This window comes from Ravibacter arvi (genome assembly GCF_039540405.1).
Lineage (GTDB): Bacteria > Bacteroidota > Bacteroidia > Cytophagales > Spirosomataceae > Ravibacter > Ravibacter arvi.
In genome coordinates this window covers 419,192-436,149 of record NZ_BAABEY010000036.1, presented here as the reverse complement: position 1 = coordinate 436,149, position 16,958 = coordinate 419,192, and the positions used below count along the sequence as shown (strand labels likewise).

General features: G+C 51.5%; 11 protein-coding genes. 3 read left to right on the top strand and 8 right to left on the bottom strand.

All coding sequences use genetic code 11. The features are described from left to right. Positions 1-2: 2 nt before the first annotated feature. Positions 3-3,347 carry a DEAD/DEAH box helicase gene (locus ABD852_RS21485; protein ID WP_345032678.1) on the bottom strand — a complete coding sequence of 1,115 codons (3,345 nt, stop codon included), beginning with the start codon at positions 3,345-3,347 and terminating at the stop codon, positions 3-5. An 83-nt stretch (positions 3,348-3,430) separates the two neighbouring features. Then, on the bottom strand, positions 3,431-4,435 hold the full coding sequence (locus tag ABD852_RS21480; protein ID WP_345032676.1) for a polysaccharide deacetylase family protein: 1,005 nt from the start codon (positions 4,433-4,435) through the stop codon (positions 3,431-3,433). 696 nt (positions 4,436-5,131) lie between these two features. Here ABD852_RS21480 and ABD852_RS21475 point away from each other — a divergent pair. Together ABD852_RS21475 and ABD852_RS21470 are read left to right on the top strand one after the other, a co-directional pair. After that, on the top strand, positions 5,132-5,557 hold the full coding sequence (locus ABD852_RS21475; protein ID WP_345032675.1) for a DUF6157 family protein: 426 nt from the start codon (positions 5,132-5,134) through the stop codon (positions 5,555-5,557). A gap of 177 nt (positions 5,558-5,734) precedes the next feature. Next, a complete protein-coding gene (locus ABD852_RS21470) occupies positions 5,735-6,094 on the top strand; it encodes a DUF4870 domain-containing protein (RefSeq protein WP_345032673.1) in 360 nt (119 codons plus the stop codon). A 40-nt stretch (positions 6,095-6,134) separates the two neighbouring features. Here ABD852_RS21470 and ruvB read toward each other — a convergent pair whose 3' ends face one another. Together ruvB and ABD852_RS21460 are read right to left on the bottom strand one after the other, a co-directional pair. Beyond that, positions 6,135-7,163: a Holliday junction branch migration DNA helicase RuvB gene (gene ruvB, locus ABD852_RS21465; RefSeq protein ID WP_345032671.1), complete on the bottom strand. Its 1,029-nt coding sequence runs from the start codon at positions 7,161-7,163 to the stop codon at positions 6,135-6,137. A gap of 54 nt (positions 7,164-7,217) precedes the next feature. Further along, entirely contained in the window at positions 7,218-10,703 is a 3,486-nt protein-coding gene (locus ABD852_RS21460) for a PKD domain-containing protein (protein WP_345032667.1), read from the bottom strand. A 344-nt stretch (positions 10,704-11,047) separates the two neighbouring features. Between ABD852_RS21460 and ABD852_RS21455 the strand changes: the two genes are divergently transcribed. Beyond that, positions 11,048-12,082 (top strand): PorP/SprF family type IX secretion system membrane protein, encoded by a 1,035-nt coding sequence (locus tag ABD852_RS21455; RefSeq protein WP_345032665.1) that lies wholly within the window; start codon positions 11,048-11,050, stop codon positions 12,080-12,082. A gap of 27 nt (positions 12,083-12,109) precedes the next feature. Here ABD852_RS21455 and ABD852_RS21450 read toward each other — a convergent pair whose 3' ends face one another. The 4 genes from ABD852_RS21450 to ABD852_RS21435 form a co-directional block, all read right to left on the bottom strand. After that, entirely contained in the window at positions 12,110-13,528 is a 1,419-nt protein-coding gene (locus ABD852_RS21450) for an MBL fold metallo-hydrolase (protein WP_345032663.1), read from the bottom strand. Positions 13,529-13,581: 53 nt separating this feature from the next. Continuing rightward, entirely contained in the window at positions 13,582-14,367 is a 786-nt protein-coding gene (locus tag ABD852_RS21445) for a sulfite exporter TauE/SafE family protein (RefSeq protein WP_345032661.1), read from the bottom strand. 109 nt (positions 14,368-14,476) lie between these two features. Continuing rightward, positions 14,477-16,018 carry a YifB family Mg chelatase-like AAA ATPase gene (locus ABD852_RS21440; protein WP_345033162.1) on the bottom strand — a complete coding sequence of 514 codons (1,542 nt, stop codon included), beginning with the start codon at positions 16,016-16,018 and terminating at the stop codon, positions 14,477-14,479. 44 nt (positions 16,019-16,062) lie between these two features. Beyond that, on the bottom strand, positions 16,063-16,911 hold the full coding sequence (locus ABD852_RS21435; protein WP_345032659.1) for a TIGR01459 family HAD-type hydrolase: 849 nt from the start codon (positions 16,909-16,911) through the stop codon (positions 16,063-16,065). Positions 16,912-16,958: the final 47 nt, after the last annotated feature.

The window sequence follows — 16,958 nt, the reverse complement described above, 5'->3', positions numbered from 1 at the left end:
GGTCATACAAGCCCCATTATCGCTTGCTTGTCCAATGCTTTTACAATTGACTCTTCTTCGCGGATCAATTCATCGGTTAGTTCCTTTTTGTTCTGCTGCAATTGCATCACCCTTTCCTCAATGGTATCCGGGCATACCAGGCGCATGGCCACTACCGGCTTTTCCTGGCCGATGCGGTGTACCCGGTCAATCGCCTGGTTTTCCACCGCCGGGTTCCACCAGGGATCCATCAGGAATACATAGTCAGCGGCGGTCAGGTTAAGACCCGTCCCGCCGGCTTTCAGGCTGATCAGGAAGACCCGTTTGCCTGGGTCTTCCTGGAATTCATCCACCACTGCGCCGCGGTTGGTGGTACTCCCGACGAGGTAGCTGTAGCCGATCTCCCGCTTGTCCAATTCCGCCCTGACGAGATCGAGAACCGTCACGAATTGAGAGAAAACAAGTACTTTATGGTTGCCGATCAACCCTTCCAGCTGTTCGAGCAGTACCACGATCTTTGAAGACTCCCCGCCATAAAATTCCTCGTCATTGAGAATGGACGGACTGATACAGATTTGGCGCAGCTTGGTCAGTCCTTGCAAAACATGTAGCTTTTCCCTGGCAATGTCGCCGTCCGACTTTCCTGCCAGGTACTCCCTGAATTCATTTACATAGGCATCGTATACCCTGCGCTGCGTATCGCCCATCTCGCAATAAATCACCATTTCTGTTTTCCCCGGCAATTGCTCCGAGACCTGTTCTTTCGTTCGGCGCAACATAAACGGGCGGATGCGACTGTGCAGCTCCTCAATCTTCCGTGACTCCCTGAATTTATCAATCGGCATAAAGTACTGGTCCTTGAAATACCTTCTAGACCCCAGGAGGCCGGGGCACACAAACGAAAACTGTCCATACAAATCCATAGTATTGTTTTCAACAGGTGTACCGGTCAGGATGATCCGGTTTTCTGCCCGGAGCTGGCACGCCGCCCGATGGCGTTGGGACGAAGGGTTCTTAATATTCTGCGACTCGTCCAGTATCACGTAATGGTAGTGGTTTGCCTTCAGCCGGTGTATTTCGGCCACCATTACCGCGTAGGTAGTGATAATTACGTCATGTTTCTGCTGCACTTCGGCGCTCATTTTCCGGCCTTCCCCGTAATAGGCGGCAAATTCCAACCCCGGGGCATGCTTTCTCAACTCCACCTGCCAGTTAAACAGCAGGGAGGCCGGCGCAACGATCAGGCTTGTGCTGTCGGGAAATTGCTCCTTCTGCATAACCAGAAAAGCAATTACCTGGATCGTCTTCCCGAGCCCCATGTCATCGGCAAGACAGGCTCCGAACCTGAGCCGGCTCATAAAATTCAGCCATTTGACTCCCTCGTACTGGTAGTCGCGAAGCGGTGTAACCAGCCCTTCCGGCAATGTGATCTCGGGAATTTCGTCCAGATCATCCAATTGTGCCGAAATAGCCGCAATTTCTTCTTTTACCGTCGGCGAAAGATACTCCTCCGGATAGAGGCTCCTCAACTCAGCGAAATGTTGCCGCGGTGTCACCAGCACCTCATTCCGGGCGAAACCGATCCTGAAATAATCTGCGAGCTTTTCCAGCCATTCTTCCGGCAAGATGCCATTTGTCCCATCGGCAAGCGGCACGTACCGGGTTTTATTCCGCACCGAAGTAAAGAGTTGCCGGAGCGGTACGATTTCCTTCCCGAACCGTATCTCCACTTTGGTCTCGAACCAGTCAACCCCGCTCACAACGGTAACGGAAGCGCTGACGGCATTTTCATTGAGCTTATTCCCACGTATTTTGTTGAAACCATAGATACCGATGCCCGCCTGTCTCCAGCTTTCGAAAGTTTTCAGGAACCAATTCTCGTCGAGAAATTTCTGCTTATGCAGGTAGACATAGTCCTGTCCCGTTTGTTCGGCGAAACCGGGATGCGCAAGCAGGACAGAAGTGGCGAATTCGATCTCTGCCATTGCGGCTCTCTCCATCCGGAAAGGCCGTCCTTCATCATCTACCCTGTAAAGTACCCGCGGTGACAATACCGGCATTTCAACGGGGCCGTAACGCATAACAGGCGTGATGTGCACATACTGGCCTGCATCGTCCAGGTAAACCATTTTTTCGGGCGGCAGGTCCAACCCCAGCGCCGCTTTCTGTTTTTTGGTAGCCGGCTTGAGGTAGGTATAAATGACACGGGTGTGTGCCTCAACCTTTTCGAGCACTTCCTTGCGGAAAGACTCATATTTGCTCCGGTGAAGCACGACTTTATTCCGGTGCTGCTGCAGGTATTGAAGCAGTTCTTTGAATCCTTCCCTTTCGATGAGGTGCAGGCGTTCCCCTGCCAACAGAAAATTGCCATAGCGCAACCTGGTTTCCAACAAATCGAACTGTTTCCCCTCTATTGTCAGCAGGCCGCTTATTTCAAAAAACTCATCTGCCTGGTGTACGGTCACAGCCATTTCCATTTCTTTGGTCACCATTTCCACCTGCCGCAGTGCATGCGGCGCTACCGTCTCGCTAACGCCGAAAGCGTGCAGGTAAACCGGCAGCCGGTCCGGGTTTTTCAAGATCCAGTAAAATGCCTGTTTGTCTGTAACCTGCCCGTTATTCCGGTATGTTTCCTGGAACTTTGCAACGGCGCCATAAAACTTAAGCTGTTCGGTAGTGTCGCTCTCCAGCAGGAGGTCCACGGCATGGAGCTGTTTTAGTGGCCCGCGAAGCTGTCCTTTGCCTGCCTGAAAGGCTTCATAAACCGACAACTGGAAGTTATCCTGGAAACGGCTCTGGGTCCAAACCAATATTCTGATCGCATCTGCTTTCCATTCCGGCAACCCCGGCTTTGCGGGTGTTAAGCGATGTGCCAGTTTCCGGAGATCTTCCTCATCGGCAGACTGCCAGTGGCTGTTGAGCGGCCGCACCACGGGCAGGTGGCGGCTTAGTGTAAGCTCAAATTGGGTATCGAGTTCGTCGGAATCCTCCAAACCATATTTCCGCGCTGCTTCCAGGAACAGCACATGCCTTTTTACCCGGTCAAAAAAAACATTTACGGCGGGATTTTCAAGCAAATTTAACACGCCCTGAACCTGGAAGGCGCATAGCTTACCGGCCTGGCCACCGCAGGTACAGCCTACGTGCAGGGTGCCTTCCTCTTCGGTGAGCGTCACCATAGCGGCAGTCGCAGGCGACGAAATAGAGAGTAAAACCGCACCTACGCGCGCTTCCTCCGGCACTGCTTTATGTGACCGCCGCGAAAGGCTGGAGAGCTCGGCGGGCAGCAATTTCAGCAAATTGCTGTAGGACCAATTCGAGATGTCAAAATTTCTAAAATCAAAAACATGGAGATTCACTTCCGGCATCCTGTAAGCAACTTTTAGGGTTGCAATATAGTCAGAAAGCCAGGAGGATTCATGCTGCTAGCCGAACATACGCATGTGCCGGTTTATTCTTTCAGCGCCTTCCGTCGTTCCATGACTTCGCGCCAGGTAGTGAGAATGATACCTTCCGTTTCTATGGTCTTCCTGAGTCCGGGGTCGAGCATTGCCAACAGGTCTCCTTCCCTGGTAATACCTGAACCGGATATGTGCTCAAAAACTTCCGTCGGATGGGTGCAATGCATGATGACCATGGTCAAACCGGGTTGGATATCCTCTTTCAGCGCCTTACTGTATTTATCCGCTTTATACTTCTGGAGTTTCGCTTTACTCAGCTTATGAGCGTCTTTGGGTATCCAGCCATAGCTGACATTATGCAAATCATCAAGAACGGGCAAACCCGCCTGCCAAACCTTCTTTCCAAGTTCCCTGATACTATTGAGCGCATCGCCTTCAAGCCGTTCGTCTACCTTAATCAGTGTATTGTGGCCGGCCGGCAACATCACCGGTATCTGCTCCTCGATCCCTACTTTTACATAGCGCTCCAGAAAAGCCGGCGTTGCGAAGAGCGTTCCCATATGAGAATCCATATGTGTGGGTTCGAAGCCCATCGTTCTCGCGCGGTCAAGCTGCGCCCGGATTTCCATTTCCACGTGATCGGCCGTGCCGTTTTTCACTACATCGCCCACCGAAGGCCAGAGCGCACCTTCTTTGTCCACCAGGCTTCGGACCATAGGTTTCCCGGCCAGCGGCCCCCAGCGATATTGCGCCCACTCCGAAGTGAGCGTGAGGTGTAGCCCCGCATCCACCTCTTTATTATCTTTAAGGAAATGGACAAAGCCCGGCACCCAGCCACAGGGCATCATCACACTTACCGAGTTGGCGACGCCTTCTTTCAATGCCCTGATCGTACCAAGATTCGAGTCGTAGGACATCCCGGCGTCATCAATATGTAGAATCACCACTTTTTTGCCCTTGGGAAAGCCGAGCATTTCGGCATAGGTCTTCGGCGCTTCCTGGGACCAGGCGGCCAGGCTGCTTAATACGATCAGCAGAAGTAACAGCGTTCTCATCTTTCTTATTTTTAGTTCTTTGGTTCTTGTTGCATTACATTATACGATTTTCCCGCTTATTCTTACTATCGGGCAGACCGCCCAAATGCATACAGGTCGCCGCTCGGTTCTTCCGGCACACAGAGATTTTCTTTCGGGAAGGTTTGAATAGCCCTTTGTGTTCATTGTGCTCTTCTTGTGGTTTATTTTCCACCACAGCGGCCACGAAGAACACGAAGTTTTTTTCTGTGAGGGTTTGTATACCGCCCTTTGTGTACTTTGTCCTCTGTGGTTTACTTTCTTAACATAGAAGAGCACGGAGAACACAGAGATTTCTTTTCGTGAAGGTTTGTTAGTAGCCCTTTGTGCTCATTGTGCTTTGTGGTTTATTTTCCACCACAGCGGCCACGAAGAGCACGAAGTTTTTTTCTGTGAGGGTTTGTATACCGCCCTTTTGCGTACTTTGTGCGCTTTGTAGTTTATTTTTTAACATAGAGAGGACTCCGGAGGTTTGGTCCGCGGAACGACAGCCGGAGGTTCCCCGGCTTCACTGCGTTGTATTCGGTTTGGCCGGCTCTTTTTCATAAACTCCGTTTTTTGCCGGGATTTTATACCTTTGAACATCGGATCTGCGGTGCTGTCCAAAACCAAGCCGCCAGAGCGATAGTCCGATTTCTGATTTCCGGTTTCCGATTTCTCATTACCACGTTCCACCACATGATGAAAGACAAAATCCATACCACCAACTACACAGACACCTTAATTGAGGTAGCGGAAGACTATGGCGCGACTTTTGCTAAAATGCCAATGCCTCGTGGATCCAAAAAGACAATCGCGGAACAACAATTTGAGCTGCTGATCAACCACCCGTACGAATTCACGTCCGACGATGTGTTGTTCTGGGTTTTCGCCGAGCGAAACGAACTTGAGAAAACGGCGTACCACGAAGCGAGAGAAGAATTTTTCTCTAAAGGACAGCCCTGCTTCCGTGCCTCGCCGCTCACCAAAAGTCACGGCTTCGGAGTCCATGCCAACCACGAAGGCAAGATTGCTATTTATCCGCTTGAATCAGAAGAGTACCGGGCTTTGGCAAACGACCCGGCGGTTCAAAAAGTAAAAGCCATGCGCACTTCAAAAAAATAGCTCAGCCCGAAAAATAACAAAGCCTTCACCGAGCAAAAACCAGTCACTCAATTTATTGACAACCTGAAAGTTAAATTGCTATATTTGAAAAGGAATGTGGTTATACGCTTTTCAAATTTCTGAACTCACTTAAACGTTCATACAGCTCAAATCCTTTCACTTTTTCACTAAATAACCATGACTGAATTCGATTCTCCCGTTCCCAGCTCTGCCAACCAGACAGTGGAAGAAGGCAAAACAACTGCCCTTATTTCTTACCTGACAATAATCGGGCTGGTAGTTGCTTTGGTCCTCAATAATGACAAGAAAAACGCGTTCGCTTCTTTTCATATCAGGCAGTCACTCGGCATTATGCTGACCGGCTTTGCCGTAGGCCTCGTAAGCTGGGTCCCCTTTATCGGGTGGTTACTAGGGCTTGTTGCTTTTTTTGTATTGATCTACATGTGGATCTCCGGGCTTCTTTACGCCATCAACGGAAAAGAGAAAACAGTGCCCATTCTCGGCGACAAATATGTAGAATGGCTGAAAGGGATATAAAGAAAAGCCGCTCCTCTCACCGGGAGCGGCTTTTCTTTTTCTAAAAGAGTTCGCCCGTGCGATGCTTCGGGAGGATACCGAGGTGACGGTAGGTTTTTTCTGTTGCTTCCCGCCCCCGGGAAGTCCGCTTCAGGAAACCTTCCTGGATCAGGAACGGCTCATATACTTCTTCAATGGTTTCCGCCTCCTCACCACAGGCCGTCGCAATCGTGGACAATCCCACCGGGCCACCCTTGAATTTCTCCACGATGGTTGACAAAATGCGGTTATCCATCTCATCCAACCCGTTCTGATCGACATCCAAAGCGGCCAATGCCATTTGCGTAATCTCCATGGTAATGACCCCGGTTCCTTTAACCTCGGCAAAATCCCGGGTACGGCGGAGCAGGTTGTTCGCGATGCGGGGCGTTCCCCTGCTTCTGCGGGCCAGCTCAAAAGCCGCATCCTCGTTGATATCCGTTTTCAGAATACGTGCGGAACGCTGAACGATAGACGCCAGCAGGCGGGCATCGTAATATTCCAGCCGGGCATTGATCCCGAAACGCGCCCTGAGCGGCGAAGTCAGCATTCCTGCACGGGTGGTAGCGCCGATCAGCGTAAACGGATTCAATCCGATCTGGATGCTCCGTGCGTTGGGACCGGTATCCAGCACGATATCAATTTTATAATCCTCCATGGCTGAGTACAGGTACTCTTCCACGACCGGGTTTAACCGGTGTATTTCGTCTATAAAAAGAACGTCGAACTCCTGCAAATTGGTCAGTAGTCCCGCGAGGTCGCTGGGCTTGTCGAGAACGGGGCCTGAAGTAACCTTTATATTCGCAGTCAGCTCATTTGCGATAATGAGCGACAGCGTTGTCTTCCCCAGGCCCGGCGGTCCGTGGAGCAGGACATGGTCGAGCGCATCCCCCCGACGCCGGGCCGCCTCTACAAATACTTTCAGATTCTCCAATACCTTATCCTGCCCCGTGAAGTCGTCAAAAGACAAGGGCCGCAGCGCCCTTTCTATTTCCCCCTCCGCTGAACCCGGTAAAGAACTCTTTTCGCCCGATAGATAATCTTTTCTCATAAGCCAAAGTTAAGAATTCCTCCGGACCCGATACCAATCTCCGCCATACCTGTCTTAACGAATCACCGTCACCGAACCCCGCACTTTATACCTGGGCCGCTCCGGGTAATCCTGGCTTCTGTACGTTGCAACATAAGCATATACCCCGGGCTGTACTTTTACCTCCTTATACCGCCCGTCCCATTTGTTATCCAGGCTCGTAGAGGCAAAAATCACTTCACCCCAACGGTTGTAAATCTTGATATCGAAATCGGTAAGATACAGCCCTATCATATCCAGCACATCATTCCGTCCGTTCCCGTCCGGGCTAAAGGCAGAAGGGATGACCAGCCTTGGCTCGCACCGGTCCTGGACCTCAGTCGAAAGTTCAATTTTACAACCTTCCTGGTTCGTTACCTCTACTATATAGATACCCAATTCATTCACCTTGATTTGCTGCGAAGAATCGGCTGCGTGAGGCCAGTAATACAGATAACCTTTACGGCCCGAAGGGCTGAGGGTTACACTGTGATCAGGGTCGTCGAGACAAAGCCCGTGTATAGCCGGCAAACTAACTGCCGGTTTCGGCGCCTGCCTTACCACAACCTCGTCCTCTCCCTTACAGCCGTTTTCTGTATTCCACGCCGTAAGTTTATAAGTCCCTGCCTTGGTTACCGTAATAGTCGGTGTAGTCTCTCCGGTGCTCCAGAGATAGCGGTTATGGGGAAAATCGATGGCCAGCGGGACAATTTCGAGCGGGTCGGCTTCACATTTCGCCAGATCAGGCCCTAAATCCGCGAGATTATTCATGTCCATTCCTACCACGATCGGCTTGAGCGTAAACGTACATCCGCCGGCATCACCGGCGAGAAGGCTGTATACACCGGGCGAGAGATTGGCAACAGTATCTGCACGGCCCAGCTCCGCCCCGGCCTCATTGTACCAGATAAAGCTGTTGGGGTTTCCGCCCAATACGGATACGCCTATTTCGCCGCCGAGCGGATCGGTACAGGAGGCATTGGTGATGACCGGTTGAAGGTTCAGCTTATTGGCGGGCGACCGCAAATGTAAAGTGGTATCGGCAGTACATGCCTCCTCATAACCGCTTATGGTGACTGTGTAAGCTCCCTCAGGAATATTGAGCAGCACATTGGCAGTTCCGATCGGCGTTCCCGAAACGTCACTCCACTGAAAGGTATAATCACCGGCTGTTCCCGGAGAAACGCTGCGAATGGTAATTTCCCCGTCCTTGGTGGTACAACCACTGGGACCGACCAACTGGGCAACGATTTTGGGTTTCGGCCTTTCAATTACCTGGATGGTGTCACCGTTGACACAGTCGTTCCCGTCCCTTGCCTCGACCCAGTAAGTTCCCGGCTGCCTGACCACCAGGTCACGCGACGTTTCTCCGTTGTTCCAGAGGAACTGCTGCCAGGCCTGTCCGGGGGTACGGATGGTAAGGGAACTGTCGCGGCACATGGTCAGGTCAGGGCCCAGATCGAGTGCAGGAGGACGTCTCATCATGATCGACACCGTATCGCCAAAGATACACTGACCGTCCGGGTCGTTCCAGGCGTAAAGCGCAAACCGGCCGCCCGGGAAATAAACGGTGTGTTTGCGGTCCCGGCCAACAATTCTCCGCGTATTCAGGTCCACCCACACATAGTTTTTGGCCGGAACATTTGACTCCAGCACATGCGACGTCTTGCACACTTCCAGGTTGTCACCCAGCTCCAGGTCCTTGGGTACGTCATAAATCTCTATTTCCTGGGTAAAGAGCGTGTCCGCGCAATCATTCCGTGCATGTAATGTGACCGTATATTTTCCGGCAACCGTATAGGTATGCGACATTTCCGTTTCCTTCCCGGACATGGAAGTACCGTCACCAAAATTCCAGGTGTAAGTATCTTTCAGCGGATCACAAAGCGGGGTTATGGTGAAATTCGTCGGTTCTTCCACGCAAAACCCCTCCGCGCTGAACCCTGGTCCGTCGCTGGGCATTGTAAAATTCTGAACAAAGTTTGGCAAACCGAGCTGGCTGTTCTTACCACCTAACGGCTGTCCCTTCCGGTCATATTCCAGCCGGCTAAGAACCCTGGTGGAATCGTTGGGCTCACCGATAACAGCCAGGTAATCCTGGTCTTTGACGGCCATATAAATCTTACCGTCAGGAGCCGCCTGCAAGGAGCCGAAGATGAGATTCTGAACACTGTCAACCGTCATCGCGGACGATACGATGAGTTTATCGTCATTCGCGTTAAGATCGTACTGTACGAGCTTCGAAGCGGTCGTATCGTTCCCCATAAACGAAACGTATAGCTTACTACGGTCAGTCGAAAACTCGACACCATAAGCTGTCGGAGGTGATTTCCCTAGATCAAGCTGCCTGATAAAGGACATGGTGCCATCCTGGTCGTTGAACCCGAACAGTTCCACATAATTCCGGTCGGGGCCGGGTACCACTACCGCCAGTTGGCGCTGACCGCTGGAATCTGCGGCCGAGAACTTCATCTGGCCTTCTCCCTGGGTTTCCCGCTCGTGGCTGATCCCGCCGGAAAACGTGCCGGACTCAACCAACCCGGCGGCGGTGGCGTGGAAAATACGGAAAGTATTACTGCCGAAATCATGCGAAATGGTCCAATAAGTAGTATCCTGGTCGTTTCGCGACGATACAAGCCGCTCGGTCGTGTTGGCGTGAAGAATAGTATTCTGCTCGATAATGGCCCCCTTGCCTTCTTTCTGGCGCATATCGACCACGCTTACGGTCAGCACTTTTTCATTGTCCCGGATAGAGCTCGTTGTGAACACGTTGTACAAAAATTCGCATCCCCGGCAGGTTGGCTGCGGCACGATCAAAACCGACTGGGTTGACTCTTTGCTCCCGCGGAGGTCTTTACAATCTCCCGAAAGACAAGGCATTTTTTGATCATCGGCATTGTAAATGGTAATCCCGTCCGTGTAAAACAAAAGCTCGCCTTTCGAGTTGGAAATTACGGAGGTCCCTTCTCTCGTATTGGCTTCACCGGCAATGGGCCTTGGTGGAGACCCCTGGAAATCGAGCCCGGTACCATTCCCGAAATACCATTTGGCGCCCTGGTTCCCCGAAGGTTCAAGACAGAGTTTCACGTTGACCATGTTCTGTATTTTACAGCCATTGGGCATGATCACTTCCACTGAGTAACAGCCGGATTCGGTAACTGAAAGTACCTGCGTGGTATCGCCTTTGGGGTACCACAGGAATTTTGCTCCCGCGGGAGCGCCCCCATTGGGATAGGGATCAAGCTCCAGGGTGCTTCCGGGGCAAATGGTAGTATCGGTTTTCCAGTTCTTGAAATCGTCGGGGAGCTGCCCGATGTCGACTGTCTGGCTTACGCTCTGCGTGGTACCGTCGGAAAGTGTCCGGGTCAGCGATACCGGATACGACCCGGGAGCTGAAAATGCATGAACTGCCGACCGGGTAGTGGCGGAACCGGTACCTCCGAAACTCCAGCTCCACGCCGTTGCCTTGGCGACCGTATCCGTGAAAGTGGCACCGTCACCGTCGCATTCGGGGTTGCCCATACACGGATTTTTCACCACAAAACCGGGTCCGCTTTGCGCATGTAACCAGTTTCCGCAGCCCGAAAGTGCGGTCAACCAAATCAAAATGGCTAAAAATCTGCTGCTATCTAAACCTCTCATCAAAAGTTCGCCTCCGCTTTTGTATGCCTAACCTTCCCATACCCGTTGTCCTATCTCCAAACGAAAAACAATCCCCAAAATTTTAGACATTTTTATCTGCTAAAATACCTTAAATTTGAAATAATTTACGTTGATTGTTTACAAATTGTGGCAAAGCACCCCTGTCGTTACAAGTAGCATGATCTATAGAAGAGATGATTTGACAGAACACAGGAACGGACATTATGAGAAAATTTTGTTTATTGGTTTTACTATTGATTCCCATTTGCCACAAAGGTTGGACGCAGGATCCACAATTTTCACAATTCTACGCGAACCCCCTGTATCTTAACCCGGCAATGGCGGGCGGCGCATTGGAAACCAGGGCCACGCTCAATTACCGGAATCAATGGCCTTCTCTTTCAGCCAATTTCATTACTACGACCTTCGGGCTTGACATGTTTTTGCCCAGTGTCAACAGCGGTGTCGGTTTCCTCGTCACCACCGATAGCCAGGGAGCCGGTAACATCAAATCGACCGAACTGGGCCTCCAGTATTCGTACCAGATTCAACTAAACGAGGAGAATTTTCTCCGCATGGGCTTACAAGGGTCTCTTGCCTCCCGAAAACTGGACTATTTCGGACTTACTTTCGGTGACCAGTTTTCCCCGGACGGCTACCTCCAGAACCCGAGTACAGGCGACCCCGTTGCCCAGGGTTCTCCCTCGCTGCTGTATGCCGACTTCTCGTCAGGGATGATGGCGTACTCGGACTGGTATTGGGCGGGCGTTTCGGTTCACCACATGAACCGCCCCGACCAGGCGTTCTCCAACCTGGAGATTGCCCGCCTGCCGATGAAAACCAGTTTCCATGCGGGGCTGCGTATCCCATTTGCGGGATACACTTTCCTGGGCAACGAAATAGATATTGAAAAAACAATTTCCCCTGCCATCATGTACAAAAAGCAGGGGAAATACGATCAACTGGACCTCGGCGTGTATGTTACCTATGCGCCGCTTACTTTCGGCGCCTGGTACCGGGGGCTCCCTATTAAAAGATACAACATTAACATCAACAATCACGAGGCATTAATATTGTTGATAGGATACCGGCAGGACAAGTTCTCTATCGGTTACAGCTACGACGCGACAATCTCTACACTGGGGTTCAGCAGCGGCGGTGCACATGAAATTTCACTCAGCTACCGCTTTGAAAACTTTCCGCCCCGCAAAAAGCCGGTCAAAAGAAGACTCAAAGAATTGTCCTGTCCGAAGTTTTAACACATTCGCCGCCGTACGTATCACCGGTCAGGAAAGCGTGGTCGGACAGACGTAATCCGTCAGCCTGAATTTACCGGACTCTTTCAGGGCTTTGAAACCGCCTTTTACATCAATCAGGTTTTCATAGCCGCGCGCGCGCAGAATGGAAACAAACATCATAGACCGGTACCCCCCGGCACAATGCACATAAAGTGTTTCGTCCTTCGGTATTTCGGCGATGTGTTCATTGATGTAATCCAGCGGCACATTTTCTGCCCCTACCACGTGCTCGGATTGGTACTCGCTATCTTTTCTGACGTCCAGCACCTTCTGGTCGGGGTGGGCCAGGAGGCGTTCTGCAAGCACTTCTGCACTGATCGACGTAATGGTATCATACTCATGCCCGGCGGCTGCCCAGGAACTGTAGCCGCCCTGCAGGTAACCCACCACATGATCATAGCCGACACGCGCCAGGCGGGTAACCACTTCCTCTTCGCGGCCTTCCTCAGTAACGAGCAAAATGGGCTGTTTCACATCCGGGATCAAAGCTCCCACCCATGGGGCAAAGCTTCCGTCAATCCCGATATTGATTGAATTGGGAATAAACCCATCGGCAAATACGCCGGCTGCCCTCGTATCCATAATCAGCGCACCGGTTTGATTGGCCGCCTCCTCAAATTCGGCCGGGGAAAGCCCCCTGAGCCCCCTGTTCAGTACTTCATCTATACTTTCATAGCCTTGTATATTCATCCGTACGTTTTCAGGAAAATAAGCCGGGGGCGGCGTCAACCCGTCGGTCACCTGTTTAATAAACGCTTCCTTGCTCATCTCCTGAAGCGCGTAATTGGTTTTCTTCTGGTTGCCCAGGGTATCGGTCGTCTCCTTGCTCATATTTTTACCGCAGGCAGATCCTGCGCCGTGAGCCGGATAAACAACGATGTCGTCGGCTAGCGGCATGATCTTCGTCCGCAGTGAATCATAGAGGTAGCCGGCCAGTTTGTCCTGTGTAAGATCCGGCACCACCTTCTGCGCAAGATCAGGCCGGCCCACGTCGCCGATAAACAGTGTGTCGCCCGTAAAAACAGCCACGTCCTTTCCCTTCTCATTGCGAAGCAGAAAGCAGGAGCTTTCCATTGTATGGCCGGGGGTATGCAGAACTTTGATGGTTACATCGCCTACCTTAAGTTCTTCACCGTCTCCGGCAATATGAGCTTCAAAGTCGGGTTTTGCGGTAGGGCCATATACAATAGTTGCGCCGGTATGGCGGGCCAGGTCGAGGTGGCCGCTCACAAAGTCTGCATGAAAATGCGTTTCCAACACGTACTTAATCTTCACACCATCCTTTTCAGCACGACGGATATAGGGCTGAACCTCCCGTAGCGGATCCACGATAACGGCTTCTCCATTGCTGGCAATGTAATAAGCCCCCTGCGCCAGGCAACCGGTATAAATTTGCTCTACTTTCATAACTTTCAGGATTAACGCTTTAAAATTCCTTTCTTCTTACTTAACTATTTCCTCTACAAGCCATTCGCCTCGGCTATCACTATATAAATACCCATTATCAATACCATCCAACCGAAACCGCGTTTCAACTTTTCCCCGTCTACCTTCTTTGAAACACCATTTCCCGCTAAAATTCCGAGGACAGCCAATGCCGTTACCGACACCAGAAGCCGGTAATCAATCGTAGCTGCCCCGGCATGCACGTCCCCGGAAAACCCGATCAACGATTTGGCTGCAATGATGACCAGGGAAGTCCCTACGGCTTTTTTCATAGACAGTTTGCTCAGCTTAACCAGTGCCGGGATGATAAGAAACCCGCCGCCCGCCCCCACCAGGCCCGTCAGCGTACCTACCAGGATACCCTCGAGCACGATCAAAGGAACACGAAACCGCTGCTGCTCATTTTCCTCACAATCGACACATTCCCGCCCTGTCAACATGGAAACAGCAGCGGCGGTCATGATCATTCCAAACAGCAGCATCAGGAAAGTAGACCGGGTAACCAATATCGGGTCCCATCGCAAGACGACGTCCGGGATGGCGGGCACGAGGTATTTGCGGGTAAGAAACACCGCCACAATAGAAGGCGCACCGAAAATAAGGGCGGTCCTGAAGCTGACCAGATCCTGTTTTATTTTGGGAATAGCGCCTACGAGGCTGGTAGCGCCTACTACGAAAAGGGAATAGGCGGTGGCGCTCACGGGCGTAATGCCAAAAAGATAGACCAGTACCGGGACCATCAGTATTGATCCGCCCCCGCCTACCAGCCCGAGCGAAATTCCAACCAAAAAAGAAGCCAAGTACCCAGCCAATTCCATATGATTCCCTCCACGTTAATGATGGAACAAATTTCAGGCTTAAGAAAATGAAAATCTGCCACATTTGTTACAGAAGAAAAATCTTCCGTTGCTAACCGGTCCAACTCTCGCGGTCGAGGCTACGGTACTGGATCGCTTCTGCGAGATGCTCGGCCTTGATTTCTACCGAACCGGACAAATCGGCAATGGTGCGGGATACTTTGAGGATACGGTCATAGGCCCGCGCCGACAGCCCGAGCCGTTCCATGGCAGTTTTCAGCAACACCCGCCCCACATTCCCCACTTCGCACACTTCCCGGACCATTTCGGGCGACATCATTGCGTTGGAATATATTTCAGGAAAGTCCTTGTAGCGGTTGATCTGGCGGTCACGTGCGCTGATTACCCGCTCCCGTATTTCGCTGCTGCTTTCCGACTTGCGCGTCGACGCAATCTGGTCGAACGAAACCGGCGTCACCTCAACGTGGATATCGATCCGGTCGAGCAGCGGCCCGCTGATTTTATTGAGATACTTTTGAACAACCCCCGGTCCACACACACAATCCTTGTCGGGATGGTTGTGATAGCCGCACGGGCACGGATTCATGCTGGCAATCAACATGAAATTGGCGGGAAATTCGACCGCCATCCGTGCTCTTGAAATGCTCACTTTCCTTTCTTCCAGCGGCTGCCGCATTACTTCCAGCACACTCCTTTTAAATTCCGGAAGCTCGTCGAGAAAAAGCACGCCATTGTGTGCCAGCGATATTTCTCCCGGCTGCGGAAAACTTCCGCCGCCTACCAGGGCAGCATCGGAAATTGAATGGTGCGGTGAGCGGAACGGCCGTCGGGCGATCAGCGAAGCACGCGTACCGAGCTTTCCGGCCACGGAATGGATTTTAGTAGCCTCCAATGCTTCCTGTAACGTAAGCGGCGGCAAAATCCCCGGAATTCGTTTCGCCAACATGGTTTTACCGGCGCCCGGCGGGCCGATCATAATCACATTGTGGCCACCGGCAGCCGCAATCTCGAGTGCCCGTTTTATGTTTTCCTGCCCCTGCACGTGAGCAAAGTCGGCATCATATTCATTTTGGGCGCTGAAAAAAAGATCACGGGTATCAATTTCGAGCCGCGCTATTTCGTGCGTTCCCTCCAGGAACCCGACAGCCTCTGTGAGCGTCTCAACCGGTATTACTTCCAACTGGTTGACGATTGCCGCCTCGTGGGCGTTTTCCGCCGGCAGGATGAACCCCCTGAAACCTTTCTTCCGGGCTTCAATCGCTATAGGCAAAACACCTTTTATAGGCCTCAAAACGCCATCGAGCGACAGTTCTCCCATCATGACGTAGTCCTGAAGATTTTTAACGGGTTTCATCTGCCCTGAAGATTCGAGCACGCCCAGCGCAATCGGCAGGTCATAGGCCGAGCCTTCCTTACGAAGATCAGCAGGCGCAAGGTTCACCACTATTTTTTGTCGCGGCATTTTGTACCCGGCAAATTTCAGAGAAGCTTCTACCCGCTGCTGACTTTCCCTTACCGCACTGTCGGCAAGGCCTACCATATAGAAGCCAAGCCCTTGCGCTACCGTTATTTCCAGCGCAATCATGGTCGCATTCACGCCGTAAACGGCACTCCCGTATGATTTGGATAACATCATCTTGTCGTTAAAGTATAAGTATGTAGTATAAGACAGGGGCGCTACTTAACCACCGCCGATTCGCAAACGTAAGTGGGGATAATGCCGGTACTTCTGATCCGCAAATCAACCTCTTCCAGACGGGTGTTGCCGGTAAGTACAAGGGCGGTATCAAGGCCGAACTTATTGCCGCCCAGGATATCCGTATGCAGGGTATCGCCCACCATCAGGATGTCATTCCGGCTGACCCCGGCATTGTTCAGGATATGCTGGTAGGCAAAAATAAACATTTGTGCGTCCGGTTTCCCGAAACGCATAAATTGCTTGCCGACGATGTCTTCAATCATTTTTGCCACCGCGCCGATTGCAATCGCCACAGATTTCCGCCCCATTGGGTACGTCTTGTCGGTATTGGCAACAATAACCGGAATTGTCTTTTTACGAAGCAGGTTGAGGGTCTTATTCAGATCATTGTTCCAGTCAAAACCTTCGTCGTCCATAAATACGAGTGCACTAATATCATCCGTATTGTCGAGATCCACCTCTGATATCGGCAAAGCCTTCAAGCCGGCCGTTTTCAGGTAATGAGCAGAGTTGGCCGTACCGAGATAGGCAACCGTCCCGTTTTCGACTTTGTATTGCAGGTACTCCCGCGCTAACATACCGGAAGAAACGATGGTTTCCGGAACAATGTCATACACGCCCAGCTTATGGTAAGACTCTACCAACTGTTCGGGGCTGCGGGAAGCGTCGTTCGTCAGTATGTAAAATTCCTTCCCGGTTTCCTTGAGGTAGGCGAAAGTCGCTTCTATCCCGGGTATCAGAGCATTATAAGTCTTCAAAACGCCAAAGGCGTCGAAAAAAATAACCTTGTATTTGTCAATGGCTACCTTGAAGTCTGTTAGCTCCATCTGAAATTTCAGGAAAAAACTGGTAAAATGGTTAATTGAGAACTCAG